Annotated in this window: 18 protein-coding genes; 5 read left to right on the plus strand and 13 right to left on the minus strand. The window is 65.7% G+C overall.

The annotated features are described in order from the left end of the window. Positions 1-35: 35 nt before the first annotated feature. Entirely contained in the window at positions 36-1058 is a 1023-nt protein-coding gene (locus tag ACGFNP_RS15675) for a DUF418 domain-containing protein (protein ID WP_393318945.1), read from the minus strand. Between the two features lie 356 nt (positions 1059-1414). On the opposite strand from ACGFNP_RS15675, the gene ACGFNP_RS15680 reads away from it, so the two are divergent. Genes ACGFNP_RS15680 through ACGFNP_RS15690 form a run of 3 tightly spaced genes read left to right on the plus strand, consistent with a single transcriptional unit; the run spans position 1415 to position 2331 of the window. Continuing rightward, positions 1415-1858 carry a VOC family protein gene (locus tag ACGFNP_RS15680; protein WP_393318948.1) on the plus strand — a complete coding sequence of 148 codons (444 nt, stop codon included), beginning with the start codon at positions 1415-1417 and terminating at the stop codon, positions 1856-1858. A 9-nt stretch (positions 1859-1867) separates the two neighbouring features. Then, positions 1868-2206, plus strand: coding sequence for a hypothetical protein (locus tag ACGFNP_RS15685; RefSeq protein ID WP_358340877.1), 339 nt, complete (start codon positions 1868-1870; stop codon positions 2204-2206). Next, complete coding sequence (locus ACGFNP_RS15690) at positions 2203-2331, plus strand: hypothetical protein (RefSeq protein ID WP_393318951.1); 129 nt, start codon at positions 2203-2205, stop codon at positions 2329-2331. The genes ACGFNP_RS15685 and ACGFNP_RS15690 overlap by 4 nt, the downstream gene beginning before the upstream one ends. Positions 2332-2410: 79 nt before the next feature. Here ACGFNP_RS15690 and ACGFNP_RS15695 read toward each other — a convergent pair whose 3' ends face one another. From ACGFNP_RS15695 to ACGFNP_RS15740, 10 genes are all read right to left on the minus strand, one after another. After that, on the minus strand, positions 2411-3130 hold the full coding sequence (locus tag ACGFNP_RS15695; protein WP_393318954.1) for an anti-sigma factor family protein: 720 nt from the start codon (positions 3128-3130) through the stop codon (positions 2411-2413). Next, positions 3130-3639 (minus strand): sigma-70 family RNA polymerase sigma factor, encoded by a 510-nt coding sequence (locus tag ACGFNP_RS15700; protein ID WP_246652910.1) that lies wholly within the window; start codon positions 3637-3639, stop codon positions 3130-3132. Before ACGFNP_RS15700 ends, ACGFNP_RS15695 begins: the two co-directional genes overlap by 1 nt. Positions 3640-3663: 24 nt before the next feature. Further along, positions 3664-4440 (minus strand): enoyl-CoA hydratase-related protein, encoded by a 777-nt coding sequence (locus ACGFNP_RS15705; RefSeq protein ID WP_393318957.1) that lies wholly within the window; start codon positions 4438-4440, stop codon positions 3664-3666. A gap of 32 nt (positions 4441-4472) precedes the next feature. Beyond that, complete coding sequence (locus tag ACGFNP_RS15710) at positions 4473-5753, minus strand: hypothetical protein (RefSeq protein WP_393318960.1); 1281 nt, start codon at positions 5751-5753, stop codon at positions 4473-4475. Next, the gene (locus ACGFNP_RS15715; RefSeq protein WP_358340869.1) at positions 5750-7279 is read right to left on the minus strand and encodes an amino acid adenylation domain-containing protein; all 1530 of its coding nucleotides are present in this window, start codon (positions 7277-7279) and stop codon (positions 5750-5752) included. Before ACGFNP_RS15715 ends, ACGFNP_RS15710 begins: the two co-directional genes overlap by 4 nt. A 472-nt stretch (positions 7280-7751) precedes the next feature. Next, positions 7752-9083 carry a hypothetical protein gene (locus ACGFNP_RS15720; protein WP_393318963.1) on the minus strand — a complete coding sequence of 444 codons (1332 nt, stop codon included), beginning with the start codon at positions 9081-9083 and terminating at the stop codon, positions 7752-7754. Between the two features lie 290 nt (positions 9084-9373). Beyond that, complete coding sequence (locus ACGFNP_RS15725) at positions 9374-9739, minus strand: CbrC family protein (RefSeq protein WP_393318966.1); 366 nt, start codon at positions 9737-9739, stop codon at positions 9374-9376. Between the two features lie 48 nt (positions 9740-9787). Then, entirely contained in the window at positions 9788-10219 is a 432-nt protein-coding gene (locus tag ACGFNP_RS15730) for a hypothetical protein (RefSeq protein WP_358340865.1), read from the minus strand. Between the two features lie 96 nt (positions 10220-10315). Beyond that, the gene (locus ACGFNP_RS15735) at positions 10316-10864 is read right to left on the minus strand and encodes an N-acetyltransferase (protein WP_358340863.1); all 549 of its coding nucleotides are present in this window, start codon (positions 10862-10864) and stop codon (positions 10316-10318) included. Between the two features lie 219 nt (positions 10865-11083). After that, complete coding sequence (locus ACGFNP_RS15740) at positions 11084-11539, minus strand: hypothetical protein (RefSeq protein WP_393318971.1); 456 nt, start codon at positions 11537-11539, stop codon at positions 11084-11086. A 225-nt stretch (positions 11540-11764) separates the two neighbouring features. Here ACGFNP_RS15740 and ACGFNP_RS15745 point away from each other — a divergent pair, with 225 nt between their 5' ends. Then, positions 11765-12358, plus strand: coding sequence for a hypothetical protein (locus tag ACGFNP_RS15745; RefSeq protein WP_393318974.1), 594 nt, complete (start codon positions 11765-11767; stop codon positions 12356-12358). A 515-nt stretch (positions 12359-12873) separates the two neighbouring features. On the opposite strand, the gene ACGFNP_RS15750 is transcribed toward ACGFNP_RS15745, so the two are convergent. Beyond that, positions 12874-13701 (minus strand): hypothetical protein, encoded by an 828-nt coding sequence (locus tag ACGFNP_RS15750; RefSeq protein ID WP_393318977.1) that lies wholly within the window; start codon positions 13699-13701, stop codon positions 12874-12876. A gap of 524 nt (positions 13702-14225) precedes the next feature. Here ACGFNP_RS15750 and ACGFNP_RS15755 point away from each other — a divergent pair. Further along, a complete protein-coding gene (locus ACGFNP_RS15755; protein ID WP_393318979.1) occupies positions 14226-14618 on the plus strand; it encodes a hypothetical protein in 393 nt (130 codons plus the stop codon). On the opposite strand, the gene ACGFNP_RS15760 is transcribed toward ACGFNP_RS15755, so the two are convergent. Then, entirely contained in the window at positions 14584-15447 is an 864-nt protein-coding gene (locus tag ACGFNP_RS15760) for a pentapeptide repeat-containing protein (protein WP_393318982.1), read from the minus strand. The genes ACGFNP_RS15755 and ACGFNP_RS15760 overlap by 35 nt on opposite strands. Between the last annotated feature and the right edge of the window lie 98 nt (positions 15448-15545).

Raw genomic sequence — 15545 nt, forward strand, 5'->3', positions numbered from 1 at the left:
ATTACTCTAAGCACATGGTCAACTACATAAAGTAATTACCGTGTTCTCTTTGCGAAGATATCCGCAGCTGTGGCCACTTGGTCCTGGATCACATGGGCGTAGACGCGGAGCGTGATGGCCGGGTCGGCGTGGCCGAGGCGGGCTGCGACGACGTGGACGGGTACGCCCGCCAGGAGCAGCGTGGTGGCGTGGATGTGTCGGAGGTCGTGAAGGCGGGCGTGGGGAGCTGGCCTCTTGGGTTCTGCTTGTTGTGGATCTCGATGAGCTTGGGCATCAGAGAGCTGGGCGTGTTGGTAACGGCGCAGCCAAAGGGTGCAGAACAGCCACTGGGCCGTGAGGATGGCCTCCGCGGTCCAGTACGCCGCCGTCAAGGACTGGCCGATCGGCAGGCCGAGGATGTGACTGGCCACCAGAACGAGGAGTGTGGCGGTCAGATAATCGGTCAGCGCCATCCGCCCCAGTGGCGCGAAGACGAACTGCAGCGCCGGTCGCAGCGGCGTTCTGAGCAGGACCAGCAGGCCGCACACGTACACACCGACGAGCAGCAGATCGGCAAGGCTGGACATGGAAGATAGGTACGTCGTGGCCCCCACGGCCCGCATGTTGGCCTGTACCCACAGGGCAGAAGCCAGTCCCGCTGCGAAGGCCAGGCCCAGCAGGGCCGGCCCTCGGGTGGACCGCTCGATCTGCTCGATCACCCCGTAGCGGACCAGTGTCGAGCCCAGTAGGAACAGCCCGGCGATCAGCGGGGGCCCGCCCCCGCCGAAGATCAGTGCCGCCGGGATGAGTGCGGCGGCGAGGCCGGCCATGGCCCACCGCGGCAGCCAGGTCGAGGGCAGCAGCACCAGCATGCCGACGACGGCGTAGTCGGTCAGGATCTCGCCCGGCCATAGCAGCATGTGCACGAGGCCGATCGCGAGCAGCGCCCCAAGCCGGCGCAGCAGGACCAGGCGTGGTCGGGGGACGCGGCTCGCGGCGGAGTTCAGCAGCAGCGCGAACCCGATACCGAACAGCAGGGAGAAGACCGGCAGCGCGAGCCAGGGGTCCCAGTCGCCCATGGGCTGGCTTTCTGGGCGCCACCCGAACGGACGATCACGAACTGAGATGAACGGGTCTGAATAGCCGAAGCTCTGGCGACCAGTGCGGTGAACAGGTCTGAACGGCGCTGGAGATCGTTTGGGGACCTTGTAAACGGAAGGTCAGGGGTTCGATTCCGCTCGTTGGCTCTCACATGGGAAGCCCCTGAACAGGCGTTACGCCATCAAGGGCTGCTGATTTGTCAGGACAATATTGAGATCTTGCCAACCCGAACCACGTTCGCTGCATGGCAGCAATCTAGCAAATGGGGTTCCCTTACGGAACCTTGGGCGCTACCTTTATCAGAGTCTCCTAAAGAAACCTCGAAAGGGATCCGATGACATTCATAAGGCGCTTCGACCACGTCGGCATCACTGTCGCCGACCTCGACGCCGTGACGGCGTTCTTCGTCAATCTCGGTCTGGAGGCCGATCGGAAGATGGCCGTCGAAGGCGAGTTCCTGGACACGGTGATCGGCATGACCGACGCCCGCACCGAGATCGTCATGCTGCGACCGCCCGGCGGAGGTACGACGCTGGAGCTCTCGAGCTTCACGCGGCCGGACCACCTCCCGGGTTCGCCTGCCGCGCCGGCCAACGAACTGGGCCTGCGCAACGTCGCCTTCGAGGTGCACGACCTCCAAGCCGCGGTCGACCACGCCGCAGTCGACGGTTACGGCCTGGTGGGAGGCATTGGTGAATACGAGGGCGTGTGGCGGATGGCCTACGTCCGCGGGCCCGAAGGAATCATCGTCTCGTTGGCCGAGCGCATCGAGAAGTAAGGAGACATCATGAGCACGACCGTGACCGACGAACAGATTCGGGCTCTGGCCGCGACCGCGAAGCCCTACAGCCTGGCGCTCCTTCAGTGGGGGCCGGAGCGGACCATGGACGGCGCGGACGCAATCGAACTCGAACACCAGCGACGCATGGTGTCGCTGCGCGCGGAGGGGGTGATCGCGATCCTGTGCCCGGTCGCCTCCGACACCATGGCCGGCGTCGCGATCATGACCGTGCCGGCCGAAGAAGCCGCGGAGATCATGGCCGGGGACCCCTGCGTGCGAGCCGGGATGATGCGCTGCGAGGTTCACCCGTGCCACGGCTTCCCTGGAGACGCCCTCCCCGCATGAACGATCCCGGCCACGGCAATCAGCACCTACCCGATCCCGGGACCATCGTCGACGCCGATTCGGTCACGTCCGCGGAAGGGGTATCACTTCACGCCGCCGACCGGCAGATCGGCCAGGCACCGTAGGTGGTAGCCGTGCAAGCTGGATGACCTGCGCGGATGGCATTATCCGCCGACCCAGAGCCGCCGCCCTCGGAGTCGACCGCTACAGCTGCCTGTCGAGTATGATGCGCCCGTTCTTGGTGAGCCGGACGTCGATGCTCCTGATTTGCTTCTTGGTCAGCCCGGTCGTGCCGACGGGCATGGTCGTGGTGTCGGGCGACGCCATCCAGGTGGCCAGCCTCGTACTGCTGCCCAGTAGGTCGGTGACGTACATGGCGTACTCGAACGTCTTGGGCGGGGCCGGGTCGGCGGGCACGGCGTAACGGCAGGTCAACTCCACTCGGGTGCCCCAGGGTTCCTGGATGACGCGCACCTCGGCGGTGACAGGGCTGGGAATCGTCTGCAGCATCGGCAGGGCGGTCTCCTGCCGCTCGGGCGGGAGCGGGGACGCCTGCATCGGCAGGGCGGCCTCTTGCCGCTCGGGCAGGAGCGAGGACGCCATCACCCCGGCAAGAGCCGCCGCGATGGCGACCGCGGCGGCACGTATCCGGCCCCACCGCCGGGCTCGCCGGCTGGAGTTCATCAGCTCGGGCAGCAGGCTCGCCGGCACCTCGGCAGGCGAAGGGTCGGCGTGCGGCGGGCGCAGGGCGTGATCCGGCGGGACGGTCGAGAGGATGCCGGGTATGCCGACGAGCGAGGCGACCGCCTGCGAGCAGGTGGCGCATCCGCTCAGGTGCTCTTCGTACTCGAGTCGTTCGCGGGGGGACAGGGCCCCGATGACGTACGCCGCGTCCCATTTCGCGTACGGATCCGTTGAGGACATCAATGAGTGGTAACCCCCCTTTCCTGCAGCGCGAGTCGCAGGGCCCTGAGAGCGTAGTGCAGTCTCGACTTCACCGTGCCGGGCGGCAGGTCGAGTTTGTCGGCGAGTTCGGCGACGGATTCGCCGCCATAATAGGTGCGCACGATGACGGTTCTGTGGTTCTCCGACAGTTGCGCGAGGGCGTCGGTGACCAGCCAGGCGTCGAGTGTGGCGTCTATCTGGTCGGCGCTGGACGTTTCGGGGAGCCGGTCGGTGCCGACCTCCCGGCGTACCCGAGCGCTGCGGCTGTGGTCGATCACCACGTTCCTGGCCACGGTGTACAGCCAGGCGCGCGATGCCGTCTCACCCTTGTGGAAGACCTCCGGGCTCTTCCACGCTCGTAGCAGCGTTTCCTGGACGACGTCGTGGGCGAACTGGTTGTCGCCGGTCAAGCGGACAACGAAGCGCCACAGCGCGGGCGCGTGCTCGTCGTACAGTGCCCGCAGGAGTGCCGCATGCGCATCGGTCATGTCCACACCCATGTGAGAAGGGGGTTACTTTCCCGGGAAAACGGGCCTTCGCTTGCTCAGGAAGGCTTGCGTGCCCTCGCGCATGTCCTCACTGGTGAACGTGCGGCGGAAGGCGTGCGCCTCGATGTCGAGCGCGGCGCCGATCTCCCGGCCGCGCGAGTCGTTGACGGCCTCCTTGCACAACGCCACGGCGATCGGCGAGTTCGCTGAGACCAGCGCCAACGACCCGTACGCCGCCTCCAGCATCTCCTCCCTGGTCACGAACACCCGGTTGACCAGGCCGATCCGCAGGGCCTCCCCGGCATCGACGTTGCGGCCCGTGTAGATCGTCTCCCTGGCCCGGCCGGGGCCGACGTGACGTTGCAGCCGCACGCATCCGCCGAAGGCGGGGATCAGCCCGAGCCGTACTTCCGGTTGGCCGAATACGGCGTCCGCCGTCGCGTAGATGTAGTCGCAGGCCATGGCCAGCTCACACCCGCCCCCGAGCGCGTACCCATTCACGCAGGCGATCACTGGGAACGGCGCCGCCTCGATCAGCCGGGTGACCTCCTGGCCCAGCCTGCCGAATTCCTCGCCCTCCTCCGGCGTCATCGCCGCCATCTCCCGGATGTCGGCACCGGCGACGAAGGCGCGTTCTCCCGAACCGGTGAGGATCATTCCGCGGAAGCCGGTCAGGCCGGTGAGGAAGCGTTTCAGCTCGGTGAGGGTCTGCCGGGACAGGGCGTTGAGCACGCCGGGCCTGTCGATGGCGAGCGTCACGATCTGATCATTGTCGTCGACCGTCAGTGTTCGGAAAGCCATGGACCGTCCTCCAGAGATCACGCGCTGTCAGGTCAGGAATCCCAGATCGCTCCGTACGCGGGGACACCCCGCATCTCAAGTTGTTCGACGAGGTGCCAGGTGGTCCTCTTGTTGGAGATGCAGATGATCGCCTCGGCGTCGAACTCCACATACGCCCGGTAGGCCAGGGCCAGAAGGTCGGGCTTGCCTTTGGCATCGGTGTCCCAGACGACCGCGTCTGGCTGCACGGCGAGGATCTCCTCCACCAGTTCGTCGCCGTATGTCGTACGGGGGCGCCGTGTCGACCAGACCAGCCGCGACGGCGTGTCGCGGGACAGCAGGTGCGGCAGGCACGGGCCGATGCCGCTGCCCGTGGCCACCCAGACGACGCGCGCGAACAGCTTGTCGATGTTGCCGACGCCGGCCGTCGGTATGCCCTTGACCCACAGGTGAGAGGGACCGTCGTCGATCAGCGACCCCGTCCAGTCGCCGGCCCGCGAGACGGTGAGCCGGAAGCCGTTCCTGCCCGGGGTGGGCACATTGGCGAAGGAGTGCCACTCAAGCAGCGGACTACGGCTCACGGTGGTCGACGAGCCCGCGAACGGCGTGACGCCGTAGTCAAACCCGAGCAGGGCCACGTGCGACGATGGCCTGGAGATCCGGACAGGCACGCGCCGCAGGCGCAGCCACGGCAGCGCGACGCTGAGGGTGATGGCCGTGAGCGCCCAGAACGTCGCCTGGTGGGCCGCGGTCAGCAGCGCATGCGCCCAGAACAGGGCGAGCACCGTCCAGCCGCCGAACCGGTGCACGACCTCGAACACGTTGTGGAGCCGCGCCCGCAGCGAGGGCAGCGCGAAGACCACCATCGCGACCAGCAGCGCCAGGATCGCGTACGTGAGCGTGCGCAGCCCCGCGGAGACCCCGGAGGGGCGTACGGTCATCACCCCGGCGAGGAAGGCGAACCACAGGGTGGCCGCGACCGTCCCGCCGACGTGTAGTCCACCGAAATGGTAGACCTTGCCCAGAATGCGGCGGACCGCCAGCGGCCAGCGGACGGGAGCATCGGTGGCCACGTGAAAGAGCAGGTTGATGACGTACTGCTGGCGGATCAGCACGGCCAGGGTGACATTGGCCACCACCAGGAGGGACAGGGTGCTCGGGTCGGCCCACCAGCCGACGGTGATCGCGTGGACGAGGAACCCCGTGTTGACGGCCAGCACGACGGCGGCGAGCCGGTTGTAGTGCATGAAGCGCCGGCCACTGCCGAGGATCCTGATCGCCGAGCGCGGCGGAGGCAGTTCGAGCGCATCCGACAAGGAGCGCACGACCGTCATGCGACCACATCGATCAGGTCGGGCAGGGCGGTCTTGTCGACCTTGCCGCGGTCGGTCATCGGCAGCTCGTCGACGGCCACGACGCGGGAGGGCACGCAATAGTACGGCAGCGACTGCTCGACGGACTTCCTCGCCGCCTCGACGTCCACGCTCGCCGGGCTGACGAAGCCGATCAGCTCGCCCTCGCGCAGGACCGTGGTGGCGCGGGCGCAGTCCGCGGTCAGCTCCAGTGCGCCGGTGACCGCGTCCAGCTCGACCCGGAAGCCTCTGACCTTCACCTGGTCGTCGGTACGGCCGTGGTGTTCCAGCTCACCGTCCGGTGTCCAGCGGCCCAGGTCGCGAGTGCGGAACATCAGGTGGCCGCCGCCACGGAAGGGATCGGGCCGGTACCTCTGCATGGTCACGACGTCGTTTCCAAGATAGCCCGCGGTCACGCAGGCGCCGCCCGCCCACATCTCGCCGATTTCGCCGATCGGGCATGGCCTGCCGTTCTGGTCGAGGATGTAGACCGTGGTGTTGGGCAGCGGTCTGCCGATGGTCAGGACGCGGCGCCGCGGATCGTAGCGCTGGATCGTGTTGACGATGGTGACCTCGGTGGGTCCGCACGCGTTGTGGAAGGCGCTGAAGCGAGACCAGGTGTCCGCCAGCTGCCGGGGGCAGCGCTCGCCCGCGACCGCGACCACCTTGACGTTGCGGCACCGAGAGGCGTCGAGAGAGCCCAAGATTCCCGGGGTGGCGATGACGACGTCGACGTCGCGCACGGTCTCCTCGATGTCGTCGCCGCGGATGACGAGCGTGGCGCCGTGCGACAGGGCTCCAAGGATCTCCCAAACCGCCATGTCGAAGGCGATGTTGAGGATCTGGGCCACCCTGGTCCCAGGGCCGATTCCCAGGGAGCCCGGCTCGTTCAGCAGGATGTTGCACAGGTTGGCGTGGGTCACGTTGACACCGTTGGGGTGGCCGGTCGTCCCAGAGGTGAAGATGACCACCGCCACGTCGCCCGACCCGCCCGGGACTCGCGAGGACCACTCGCCCGAGCGCGGGACCTCGTCCACCGCGATGACCTCGTGACGATCGCTGGCGGGGATCCTCGGCGCCGTATCGGAGGAGGTCAGGATCACCTTGATGGAGGCCGTGTCGACGATGTGGCGCAGGTGGACGGTAGGGGTGATCCGGACATCCTGCGGCACGTAGGCCGCGCCGGCCTTCAAGATCGCGAGGATGCCCACGACCATCGGGATCGACCGTGTCATGAACAGGCCGACTCGGTCGCCAGGACGCACGCCACGGTGGGCGAGCGACGCGGCGAGGCGGTTGGCGTGGCGGTCGAGTTCCAGGTAGGTCATGCTCTCGCCGAGATGCGTGACGGCGATCGCGGTCGGCGCGGCCTTGGCGTGGGCCTCGAAGGCATGGTGAATGCGGTCGAACGCCGGGGTGGCCTCCGGGCCGGCGCCGAAACTCTGGAACAGGATCCGATCCGCAGAAGGAAGATCGACGAGAGCAGAGCGATTCAGACGCAGTGTCACTGGAAGTCTCCCGCTGAGTCGACGTGAGCTTGCTGTCCGCGTTTGGCTGATCTTCGAAACGATGTAGCCGCCGACCCGGTTCAACGATGGGGTGAACTTTTCGCAATCGACTCGCCCTGGCTGCGACGGGGTCTCGGTAACCAGCCCTGGCGCCTGCCGGGTGTCGATGCGGGCGGCGTCGTGGTCGGGGTGCCTGTCGAGGCGGGAAGCCGAAGCGCCGGTTACGTCGAGGACCTCTAGGGCGGGCCGACATGCTGAAAACGGCGCGCATTCGACCTTCAGCAGGATCGCTCAGCCGGCTATGTCAAGATCACGGCATCTGGAGGCAGCCCGCTCGGAGTGGCATTTCCTCCTCTCAGTTCTGCCTGGTAGCGGGCTCGGCCGCCCTGTTGAGACTTATGCCGCGCTTGGGCCGTCTGCGGCTCGCGAGCCCGTGTCCGCGGTGCGGTCACGGGCTCGCGTCGTTTATCCGCTACTGTGCGGCGCCTACTTGGACGCTCTGGCTCAGCGCGTCCTGGAAGTGTTCGCCGCCTTCGAAGCGGGCTCGCCAATGGCCGGCCGCAGGCTCGGTGATGGCGTCAGCGAAGGCGTAGCCGGTTCCGTCCCAGTAGGCGGGGCGGGTGGACCGAGTGGCCCAGGTGGTTCCGTCGGTGGAGAATTCGATGATCGCTTCTGGGTCGGCCGGGGTGGAACTGCCGGTGAAGGCGAGATGGCCCGACACTACGACCTCGGCTTCCTCCCGTACCGCTGTGAGGTTGGTAAAGGATGCGGGGTGGGCGACGGTGAACGCGATGGTGGTGCTGGCGTGTGCCTTGAAGGGGTCTTCGGTGTAGTAGGCGACGGTGACGGTGCCTGTGGTGTAAGGCACGAACGTCAGGCTGTAGCGACCTTGCGCGTCAGTGGTGACGGACGTGGGCGCGCCATTGGTGTTCTCGACCCGGACGGAGAGCTTGGTGTCGGGGATGGGCTGCCATCCTGCGGGGGAGCGCCATCTGGCCAGGCCGGAGACGGTGAGCGGGTCTCCTGCGTTGACCCTTGCCGGGGCCACGTTGGCCGTTACCTCGGTGGCAGACTCCTTCGCCTTGACGATCAGCTTGTCGGAGGTGCCGCTCATGTACCAGAGGTGGTCGTTGCTGTAGGGGTAGGTCGCCCTGAACTCAGCGCCCATCTTGAGGGTGAGCGAGTGCCGGAACCGGCCCTTGGCGTCGGTAGTGAGTTCGGCGTGGTCGAAGCCGGCGTAGCCGCCCGTCTTGTTGAGGTACGAGATGCCGAAAGAGATGGGGAAGCCTTGCCCAAGCGGTTTGCGCTCCCCGCTGCCGGGCCAGATGCCATAGAGGCGGCCTTTGACGGTGACGTGGCGGTGGGTGTAGTCGACGGTGGCGCGGCTGGGAGTGAGTGGGTCGAAGACGGTCTTCACCATGTAGATGAGCTGGCCGGTACGTTCGGCGGTGACGTGGGTGCCTTCGGTGTCGGTGGCTTCGACGTCGATGCGGTAGGTGCCGAGGTCGGTGAGCTGGACGCGGGTGCGGGTGGTCCAGATGCCGTTGGTGGAGGTGCCTGAGGTGAGGGCGAAGTCGTCGATGGTGGCCAGTTCCCCGCCGGTAGCGGAGATGACGTGGGCCTTGAGCGTGGCGATCGGCTGGTCGGAAGTGGTGGACACGCGGATCTTGCCGAGGTCGCCCTCGTCGCTCCCGGACCAGTTGATCGTGATCGTGCCCAGAGATCGGGCTGTCGCGGGTTGTGGACCGGCGATGAGCGTCAGGCCGACAAGGATGCCGGATAAAGCCGCGATGATACGTCGCACGTTGTTTCTCCCCGTGGTGTGATGTGACCCCGTTGCTGAGATATTGAAGCTTTTGGACGTTATCGGCAAGAGTGAATTTTGTTGATGTGGAGGTGGCCCAGCGACGCCGTCTAATGCGATTGTGCGTCACCAGTCGGCAACAGCTGCCTGAGCAGGTAAAAGGCTGCGGATGGTGGTCTGAGGTCGACATCGGACCAGCGGACCGGTCGTTGTATCACCGAGACCGAAGGAATGTCGCGACAGCGGGACGACAGCGGGACGACATCGCGAGCGGATAAAGTGCCGATCGGCTATTGCGATTCCGCGCTCCTTTGGACGACGTACTTTGAACAGATAGGCCGTGGGGGTGCCGTCCTTATCCAGGGCCGCGAGGAAGCCATCCACGGCGACCATCCGCCAGTGGAGTGCTCGAAGCGCAGCATTTCCCGCGCATCAGGGAAAGCATCCAATTCCGACGCCCCGACCGGCCCGAGAAATGCAGCGCCGTCACCGCAGTGGAACAGCCAGCGTTCCTGCTGCCATCCAGAAAAGCCAGGAGTTCTCCGACTGATGATCTCGATCGTGACTTTCGGCGCGTCGTTGGGGGCGTCGTAGACATCTACAAGTTCGGCGTCATAGCGGGCTGCAGGCTCCCGTCCGCGATGCACCAGGGACATGGTCCCTCGTGAGCGGCGGGTAGTCTCCGGTCGCCTTCCGGGCTGGCGTCATCCTGCGATCGGGCCTGACGCCGCATCGAGAGCTGTGGCCCAGTGTTCGATGGCGACGTGCACCTGATGGCGGTCATAACCCCGAAGAACCACGTCAAAGGCCGTCTGACGGACCTCGGCACCGGTGATCTCGCCCGCCTCGACACGCGCTCGCAGGGCGTCCACCTGCGTGCGGCTGTAGCCCCGTAGCGCCACCTTGAAGCGCGCGGGCAACGTGTCCAAGAGCCGCGCCCACCTCTCGGCCATCGCCACGACCTGATGCACGTCGTACCCGTTCTCGACCGGATTGGCGTGCAATGCCACCAGCTCCTTGAGCAACTGATGGCCCGTGAATTCCTCTTCCCCCGCGCGAGCCCGTGCGACCCGCTCAGCCAGCCGGTCGTAGCCGGCTGGGTCGACCCCCTTGGGGCGAATGTCGAAGTTCGCCATTTCCCGATAGTGACAGTGGCGCGCCCGTATTGCCAGGAAGCAGCATAAAGGCGGACTAACCGCATGTGCTGTGGCGGTTGGGGAGAATCGCCGGAGTTAGGCGTCGAGGTCGCGGAGCCCGACGGCGTCGTGACGCCAGAACGGCTCGGAGTAGACCAGCGTCCCCGTCATCCATGGCTCGTACGCCGGAAGCCTGATCACCTGGAAAGCGGCGTCGGGGATGCGCAGGGACGGCTTGCGGAAGCTCAGCTCGGCCCCCGGGGTGAACCCCAAACGGGAGTAGTAGCCGGGGTCGCCTTCCAGGAAGACGAGGGGGCTCTCTCCTTCGGAGAGAGTCGCGAGCCCGGCGCGGACCAGGGCCGAACCGATGCCCTGCCGCTGGTGCTCGGGCAGTACGCCCAGCGGGCTGAGCACCTGCACATCGATCAGCCGCCGCGGGGCGTCGAGCAGGCTGCGGGTGAACATGACGTGCCCGACGACCTGCCCGGCGACCTCGGCCACGAGCGCCAACCCTCCGCCGGAGCGGACGCCGTGGCGCAGGGTGTCGACGAGGTCGGCCACGACTCCGCCGTGGTCGCCGAACGCTCGCAGATGGACGTGGCGCACGGCGCCTGCGTCGCCCGGCTGCTCTTCTCGAAGCTCCACCCCCCGGAGGGTAGCGATCTATCCCGTCGCCAACATCTGCTTTTTCACCCGCCTGCCCCGCATACGGACGGCGAGGCGCAGCGTGGGCCCCGGCATGGCTATACAGCAGCGCGTACAGCACACCGCATCACACGAACGAGCACACCCCACCAGTCCGCATCCACCCACAAAGCACCTCGGCGAGCAACTGACGAAAGGCCTTCTCTACGGATCAGAAGGTCAAGTGTCGAATGCGCCGTCCCATGGTTCATAGAAGCCGATGTTGTTCGGGTAGAACTCGGCGTGTTCTTCGCCTTCGAAGGTCTCGATGACTAGGCCGAACAGGACCCCGTCGAAGATGTGCTGGAAGGGGCGTATGGCAATGTCGCCGTAGCGAAGGCCGGTAAGGGCGTCGAGCCAGCGGTTCAGCCGCTCTAGCGCGGTGTCGGCGGCTGCTCGATGGTCGTCGTCGGCTCCGACATGCTCGACGCGGGTGGAAAGGTGATGACCGGCCGCGTCGAAGGTGTGGAGGACGGCATACCAGCGTTTGTGCGCCGGCCAGTCGTCGGTGTGGGTGTATCCCTCGCGGAAGGCGGCGATGGCGGAGCCGAAGAACTGCCCGCCTTCCCACTGGCCGATCGCACCGGTGTGGTAGTCGGGTTCGTACATGATGGGAATGATCTCGGGGACTGCCATGCGCCGGAGAGTAGCCATCGGGGACGACAAACGACTTTGCGCAATTACGATCTTGCAAGCGCCGGCGCTTGCAACGCTCTGGACGGTCCTGTACGTCTTGGATATTCCGAGGCTATGAGCCCGGATGACCAGGCGTTTCTGTCAGCGGTGAGCGTCTCCGGCCTTGTTACGGATCAGAAAGGTACCCGAGCCCAGCGCTACTCCGTGGTCAGGCACAATCAGACCGTGGATCTCCAGGATTCCCCGCTTCTGAAGGCTGTCCGGCTCTGTGCGGCCGACATACGGACCGCGGCCGGCGCCGGCGTAGCCGAAGTTCTGGAGTACCTGGAGCGCGACGACTGGGAGATGGCCCTTCTCCTTCTCGAAGAACTCGGCAACGCGCATTCTCAGCCGCGCGAGTTCTGGGACCTGCTGGCCGACGCCGCCCGCCTGCTGGGGCTCCGCAAAGACGCTGACTGGTACGGATGGCGATACAGCGAGGTTCGGAACGGTGCCGTTCTCGCTGAACTCTGCCTCATGAGCCCCGAGGAGGGAGGCAGGACGAGACCCATACCCCCAGGCGGAGCGCTCCGGCCCATGTGGGACATCGGCCTTCTAACGCCCGAGGGTAAACCCCTGCTCGGCATCGCGTTACTTTGGGTCGAAGGCCGTGATCCCTTGGAGCCGGGCGAGTGGGGGTCGGTGAGGCTGCTCCCCCTGACCTTCGAGCATTGGTGGCACCTTGAGCCCGGCGATGTGATCACCATGCACGAGATACGGCCTCCTGTCGGGACGGCACGCGTCACCGAGATCATTCCGCCTCGGACAACTGGTTCCTAGTCACGCTCCCAGCGTCGTACATCATTGTTCCAGGCGCATCCTGGAGCCTGATGGTCCGGGAGGGACTGATCGGGACAGCAGGAGTGCCGCTGTCACCTCAGCCATAGCTACTGACTCCCGGAGCCCGATAGCGGTCAGCGACGGCCGCCATACAAAGACACTCGTTTGTCCTTGTCGTGGTCAATCTCCGCAGTGAGGAATATGTCGCGTTGCCACTGCTTGTGGGCGATGTTGATGGTTCATTGCTCGTAGTACCACTGCGTGCTGTAACCACTGAAACGGAAGTTCGCCCGGTAACGGGCATGACCGAGCCTTTCGGGCCAGGAGGTCCGAACTCTGCGTACCAACTGCTCCTCTCCGAGTCATAGCCGCCACGAGAGTTCGGTCTTCGTGTACTTCCCGTCGTGCTGAGCGCGGAACGCGGCCGACGCCTTGTAAAGCCGGCTGAAGGTGAGCGTCTCCTGGTAGAGCATGGTGCGGGTTGCCCGCCGGCGTCGGTTCCTTCTTGGCGCTGGTTAGAAGGGGCCGCTCTCCGGATAGCCAGCCTTTATGACGGCCTTGCGGGTCTTCGCGTTGAGTTTCTTCTCGCTGATGACCTTGCTGGCCGCCGGTGTAGCGATCTTCACCTTGGTGCCCCAGTCCGAATACTTGGTATCGGTGTGGAAGGCCATCTGGTCATAGGCCGTGCTGTCGCCGTCCGGGTAGGCCGTCGTGTCGACGACCGTGCGGGTGAGCAGGTTGTGTTCATCGAAGTACAGGCTGAACTCGACGTTGCCTTCTCCGGCGGACTTGTCGTGCCGGAATTTGGCGAGTGTGGCGGTGCCCTGATATTGGCCGGTCGCTACCTCTGATGCGTTGTCCAGCATGAACTGTAGTTCCGCTGGAGTGGCGCCCATGTTGAGGAGAGCGTTTTCGGGCCCGCCGGCCTTCGACTGGATCCAGGAACGACCGGAGGGCAGGGCCTTGGCGATGCCGGCGTTGGTCACGTAGGCGTTTCTGCCCTGAGCGATGACCCGGTAGGGAGGGTTGGACCCTTTCTGGCGTGAGGACATGCGGACACGCAGATCGGCAGCCGCTACGTTGCCTTTGTCGAAAGCCAGGGTACCGACCGTTTGGGTGGTCACCTGTACCTGCATAGCCTGGTCGTCGGAGGTGAAATCGAGGGTGATGCCGTTTGATTCGGTGATCTTTACGCCTTTGCCTGAGACCAGCTGGGCCTTCAGGGCTTTCACCGGGTCCGCTGGAGCGGCCTGCACGGAGGCTACGGATGTCGCCTGAGCGGGTACGGTCACCGCGCACACGGCAGCGGCCGTTGCCACGAGGCCTGCTAAGAAGAGCTTCATTAGCGTCCTTGCTTGGGGGGATATAGCAGAGAAAAGAGTAAGTGGGTGGTGTGGGCGAGATAAGGGATTTCTTGTAACGATCCTGTGCAGACTGGTGATGCCAAAGGGTGATAACCCTCGATGAAGGTGGGTGGGGGGTAGTCCTTGGGTCCGCTCTCGTATTTCCGGATTAGGGCTGGCAGAGGTGGCTATCCTCAGGAATGCAAGTCCTCACCGCTGCTGCTGCCCGGAACTACTCGGCTGAATACGACGCGGGCCTGCCCGCAGGTCTGCCGCATTGCCCTTGCAGGTATCAAGGCGGCAGCCGGGCATGCGGCCTGGGGGGCAGATCCCGGCCGCCGGCAGCTTGGGCCGCCGCTGATCGCCGATGGGCTCGCTTTCCGCTTACGACGATTCAGGCTTGCGAGCTAGAAGGCAGACATGCTGCCGCTTCTGCCCCTCGCCGGGCTCCTCGAGTAGTCGGGCGAACGATCGGCCCACGTCTGCTGCGTACCGTGTGGACTTGATCGGTAGAGTGGCCGGCCATGGGCGTTCTCGTCGACTATTTCACGGCGGACTCCGACCAGTCCGCGGGGCTGGCCCTGGCTGGCGGGCCGGAGGCGGTGAACCTGCCGTACGTCGACTGCAAAGGGTGGCTCGACGAGCTCGACACACTGGTCGCGGAGCTCACCGGACACGATCTCAGCGAGTTCGGGGACAGTGAGGCCATCGTGGACGATGGCGAGTCGGCAGGCGTGGACCGGGCAGCACCCGAGACTGTCGCAGCACTCGCCGCCGTGGACGACGCGCGGCTGCGCGGGTATGCCGAAGACGAGCTGCTTGACGAGTTCGAGGTCGAACGCATTACAGCTTTGCGGGATCTGGCGCGTGAGGCGGTGCGGCTCAACCAGGGGCTATATCGCTGGATGTGTGTCTGAGTGCCTCGAACAATTCCTCGCGGAGTGAGGGCGGCAACTTGCGCCCCATATCCAACGGACTCACCAGCGCCTGGTCGTCGTTCTGCACCAGGGCCGTGTCCGCGAGGAACTCCAAGCTGAAGTGCGCCTCCTTCCGGTGATGTGCGTCCTGCCACTGCTCAACCAAGGGCAGCACCGCCTCCACGCGCGCGCTGATCCGATCGAGAAGCGCGTAACCGGGCAGGCCGGGCCAGCGCTGGGCCTGCAGGTCGATGTGATGCAAGGCGACGTAATCCAGCTCCGCGCCCGTGAAGTCGTTTCCGGTGAAGTCATTGCGGTCCCTGCCCAGCGCGGCCTGGTGGTCGGTCGGGCGCCCCCAGAAGTTGACGTTCCGCACGCGACCGAGGAAGACGCAGTCGACGAACTCCGCTTCGGAGGTGCTCGTCTGGTCTCTCAGTCGAGACCGGTCGAAAGTGCACCTCTCGAAGCGGACGTTGCCGAAGAACGTGGAGGACGCGAAGCGGGTGCGCCGGAACACGCAATCGCGAAAGACTGACTGGGGCCAGCTGACACCGTCCCATGTTCCTCGCACGCGCGTCGAGCCCATCGACAGTTGCTCGAAGACGGCGTTGGTGAAGTCACATTCCTCGAATTCGCTGCCGTGAACGGTGAACTGGGCGAACCGCGTTCCGGAGAAGTCCACGTCCGCCAGCTGTGCCCGGTCGAAGGTCACGCTCGACACGCCGGTGGGCATTTCGAACCGCTGGCCGCGAAGCTCACCGCGCGCGATCCACGCAGGGTTCCATGCCTCTGGACTGGGCTGGAGGCTGAGTTGCTCGAACGCGCTCATATGGGCCGCCTGCCGTGAGTGCGATCGGAATGCTTGTCCGCGGAGCGTGTCACCGCGTCGGGGGGACCGGCTGCAACGGTGTTCGCTGAAAGAACGAG

The organism is Nonomuraea sp. NPDC049269, from assembly GCF_043197155.1.
GTDB lineage: Bacteria > Actinomycetota > Actinomycetes > Streptosporangiales > Streptosporangiaceae > Nonomuraea.

Excerpts from the sequence above, each read along its gene's own strand:
- ACGFNP_RS15730 (WP_358340865.1), bottom strand. The coding sequence starts at position 10,219 with ATGGCGAACTTCGACATTCGCCCCAAGGGGGTCGACCCAGCCGGCTAC.
- ACGFNP_RS15690 (WP_393318951.1), top strand. The coding sequence starts at position 2,203 with ATGAACGATCCCGGCCACGGCAATCAGCACCTACCCGATCCCGGGACC.
- ACGFNP_RS15750 (WP_393318977.1), bottom strand. The coding sequence starts at position 13,701 with ATGAAGCTCTTCTTAGCAGGCCTCGTGGCAACGGCCGCTGCCGTGTGC.
- ACGFNP_RS15760 (WP_393318982.1), bottom strand. The coding sequence starts at position 15,447 with ATGAGCGCGTTCGAGCAACTCAGCCTCCAGCCCAGTCCAGAGGCATGG.
- ACGFNP_RS15755 (WP_393318979.1), top strand. The coding sequence starts at position 14,226 with ATGGGCGTTCTCGTCGACTATTTCACGGCGGACTCCGACCAGTCCGCG.
- ACGFNP_RS15740 (WP_393318971.1), bottom strand. The coding sequence starts at position 11,539 with ATGGCAGTCCCCGAGATCATTCCCATCATGTACGAACCCGACTACCAC.
- ACGFNP_RS15710 (WP_393318960.1), bottom strand. The coding sequence starts at position 5,753 with ATGACGGTCGTGCGCTCCTTGTCGGATGCGCTCGAACTGCCTCCGCCG.
- ACGFNP_RS15695 (WP_393318954.1), bottom strand. The coding sequence starts at position 3,130 with ATGTCCTCAACGGATCCGTACGCGAAATGGGACGCGGCGTACGTCATC.
- ACGFNP_RS15685 (WP_358340877.1), top strand. The coding sequence starts at position 1,868 with ATGAGCACGACCGTGACCGACGAACAGATTCGGGCTCTGGCCGCGACC.
- ACGFNP_RS15700 (WP_246652910.1), bottom strand. The coding sequence starts at position 3,639 with ATGACCGATGCGCATGCGGCACTCCTGCGGGCACTGTACGACGAGCAC.
- ACGFNP_RS15675 (WP_393318945.1), bottom strand. The coding sequence starts at position 1,058 with ATGGGCGACTGGGACCCCTGGCTCGCGCTGCCGGTCTTCTCCCTGCTG.
- ACGFNP_RS15705 (WP_393318957.1), bottom strand. The coding sequence starts at position 4,440 with ATGGCTTTCCGAACACTGACGGTCGACGACAATGATCAGATCGTGACG.
- ACGFNP_RS15725 (WP_393318966.1), bottom strand. The coding sequence starts at position 9,739 with ATGTCCCTGGTGCATCGCGGACGGGAGCCTGCAGCCCGCTATGACGCC.
- ACGFNP_RS15680 (WP_393318948.1), top strand. The coding sequence starts at position 1,415 with ATGACATTCATAAGGCGCTTCGACCACGTCGGCATCACTGTCGCCGAC.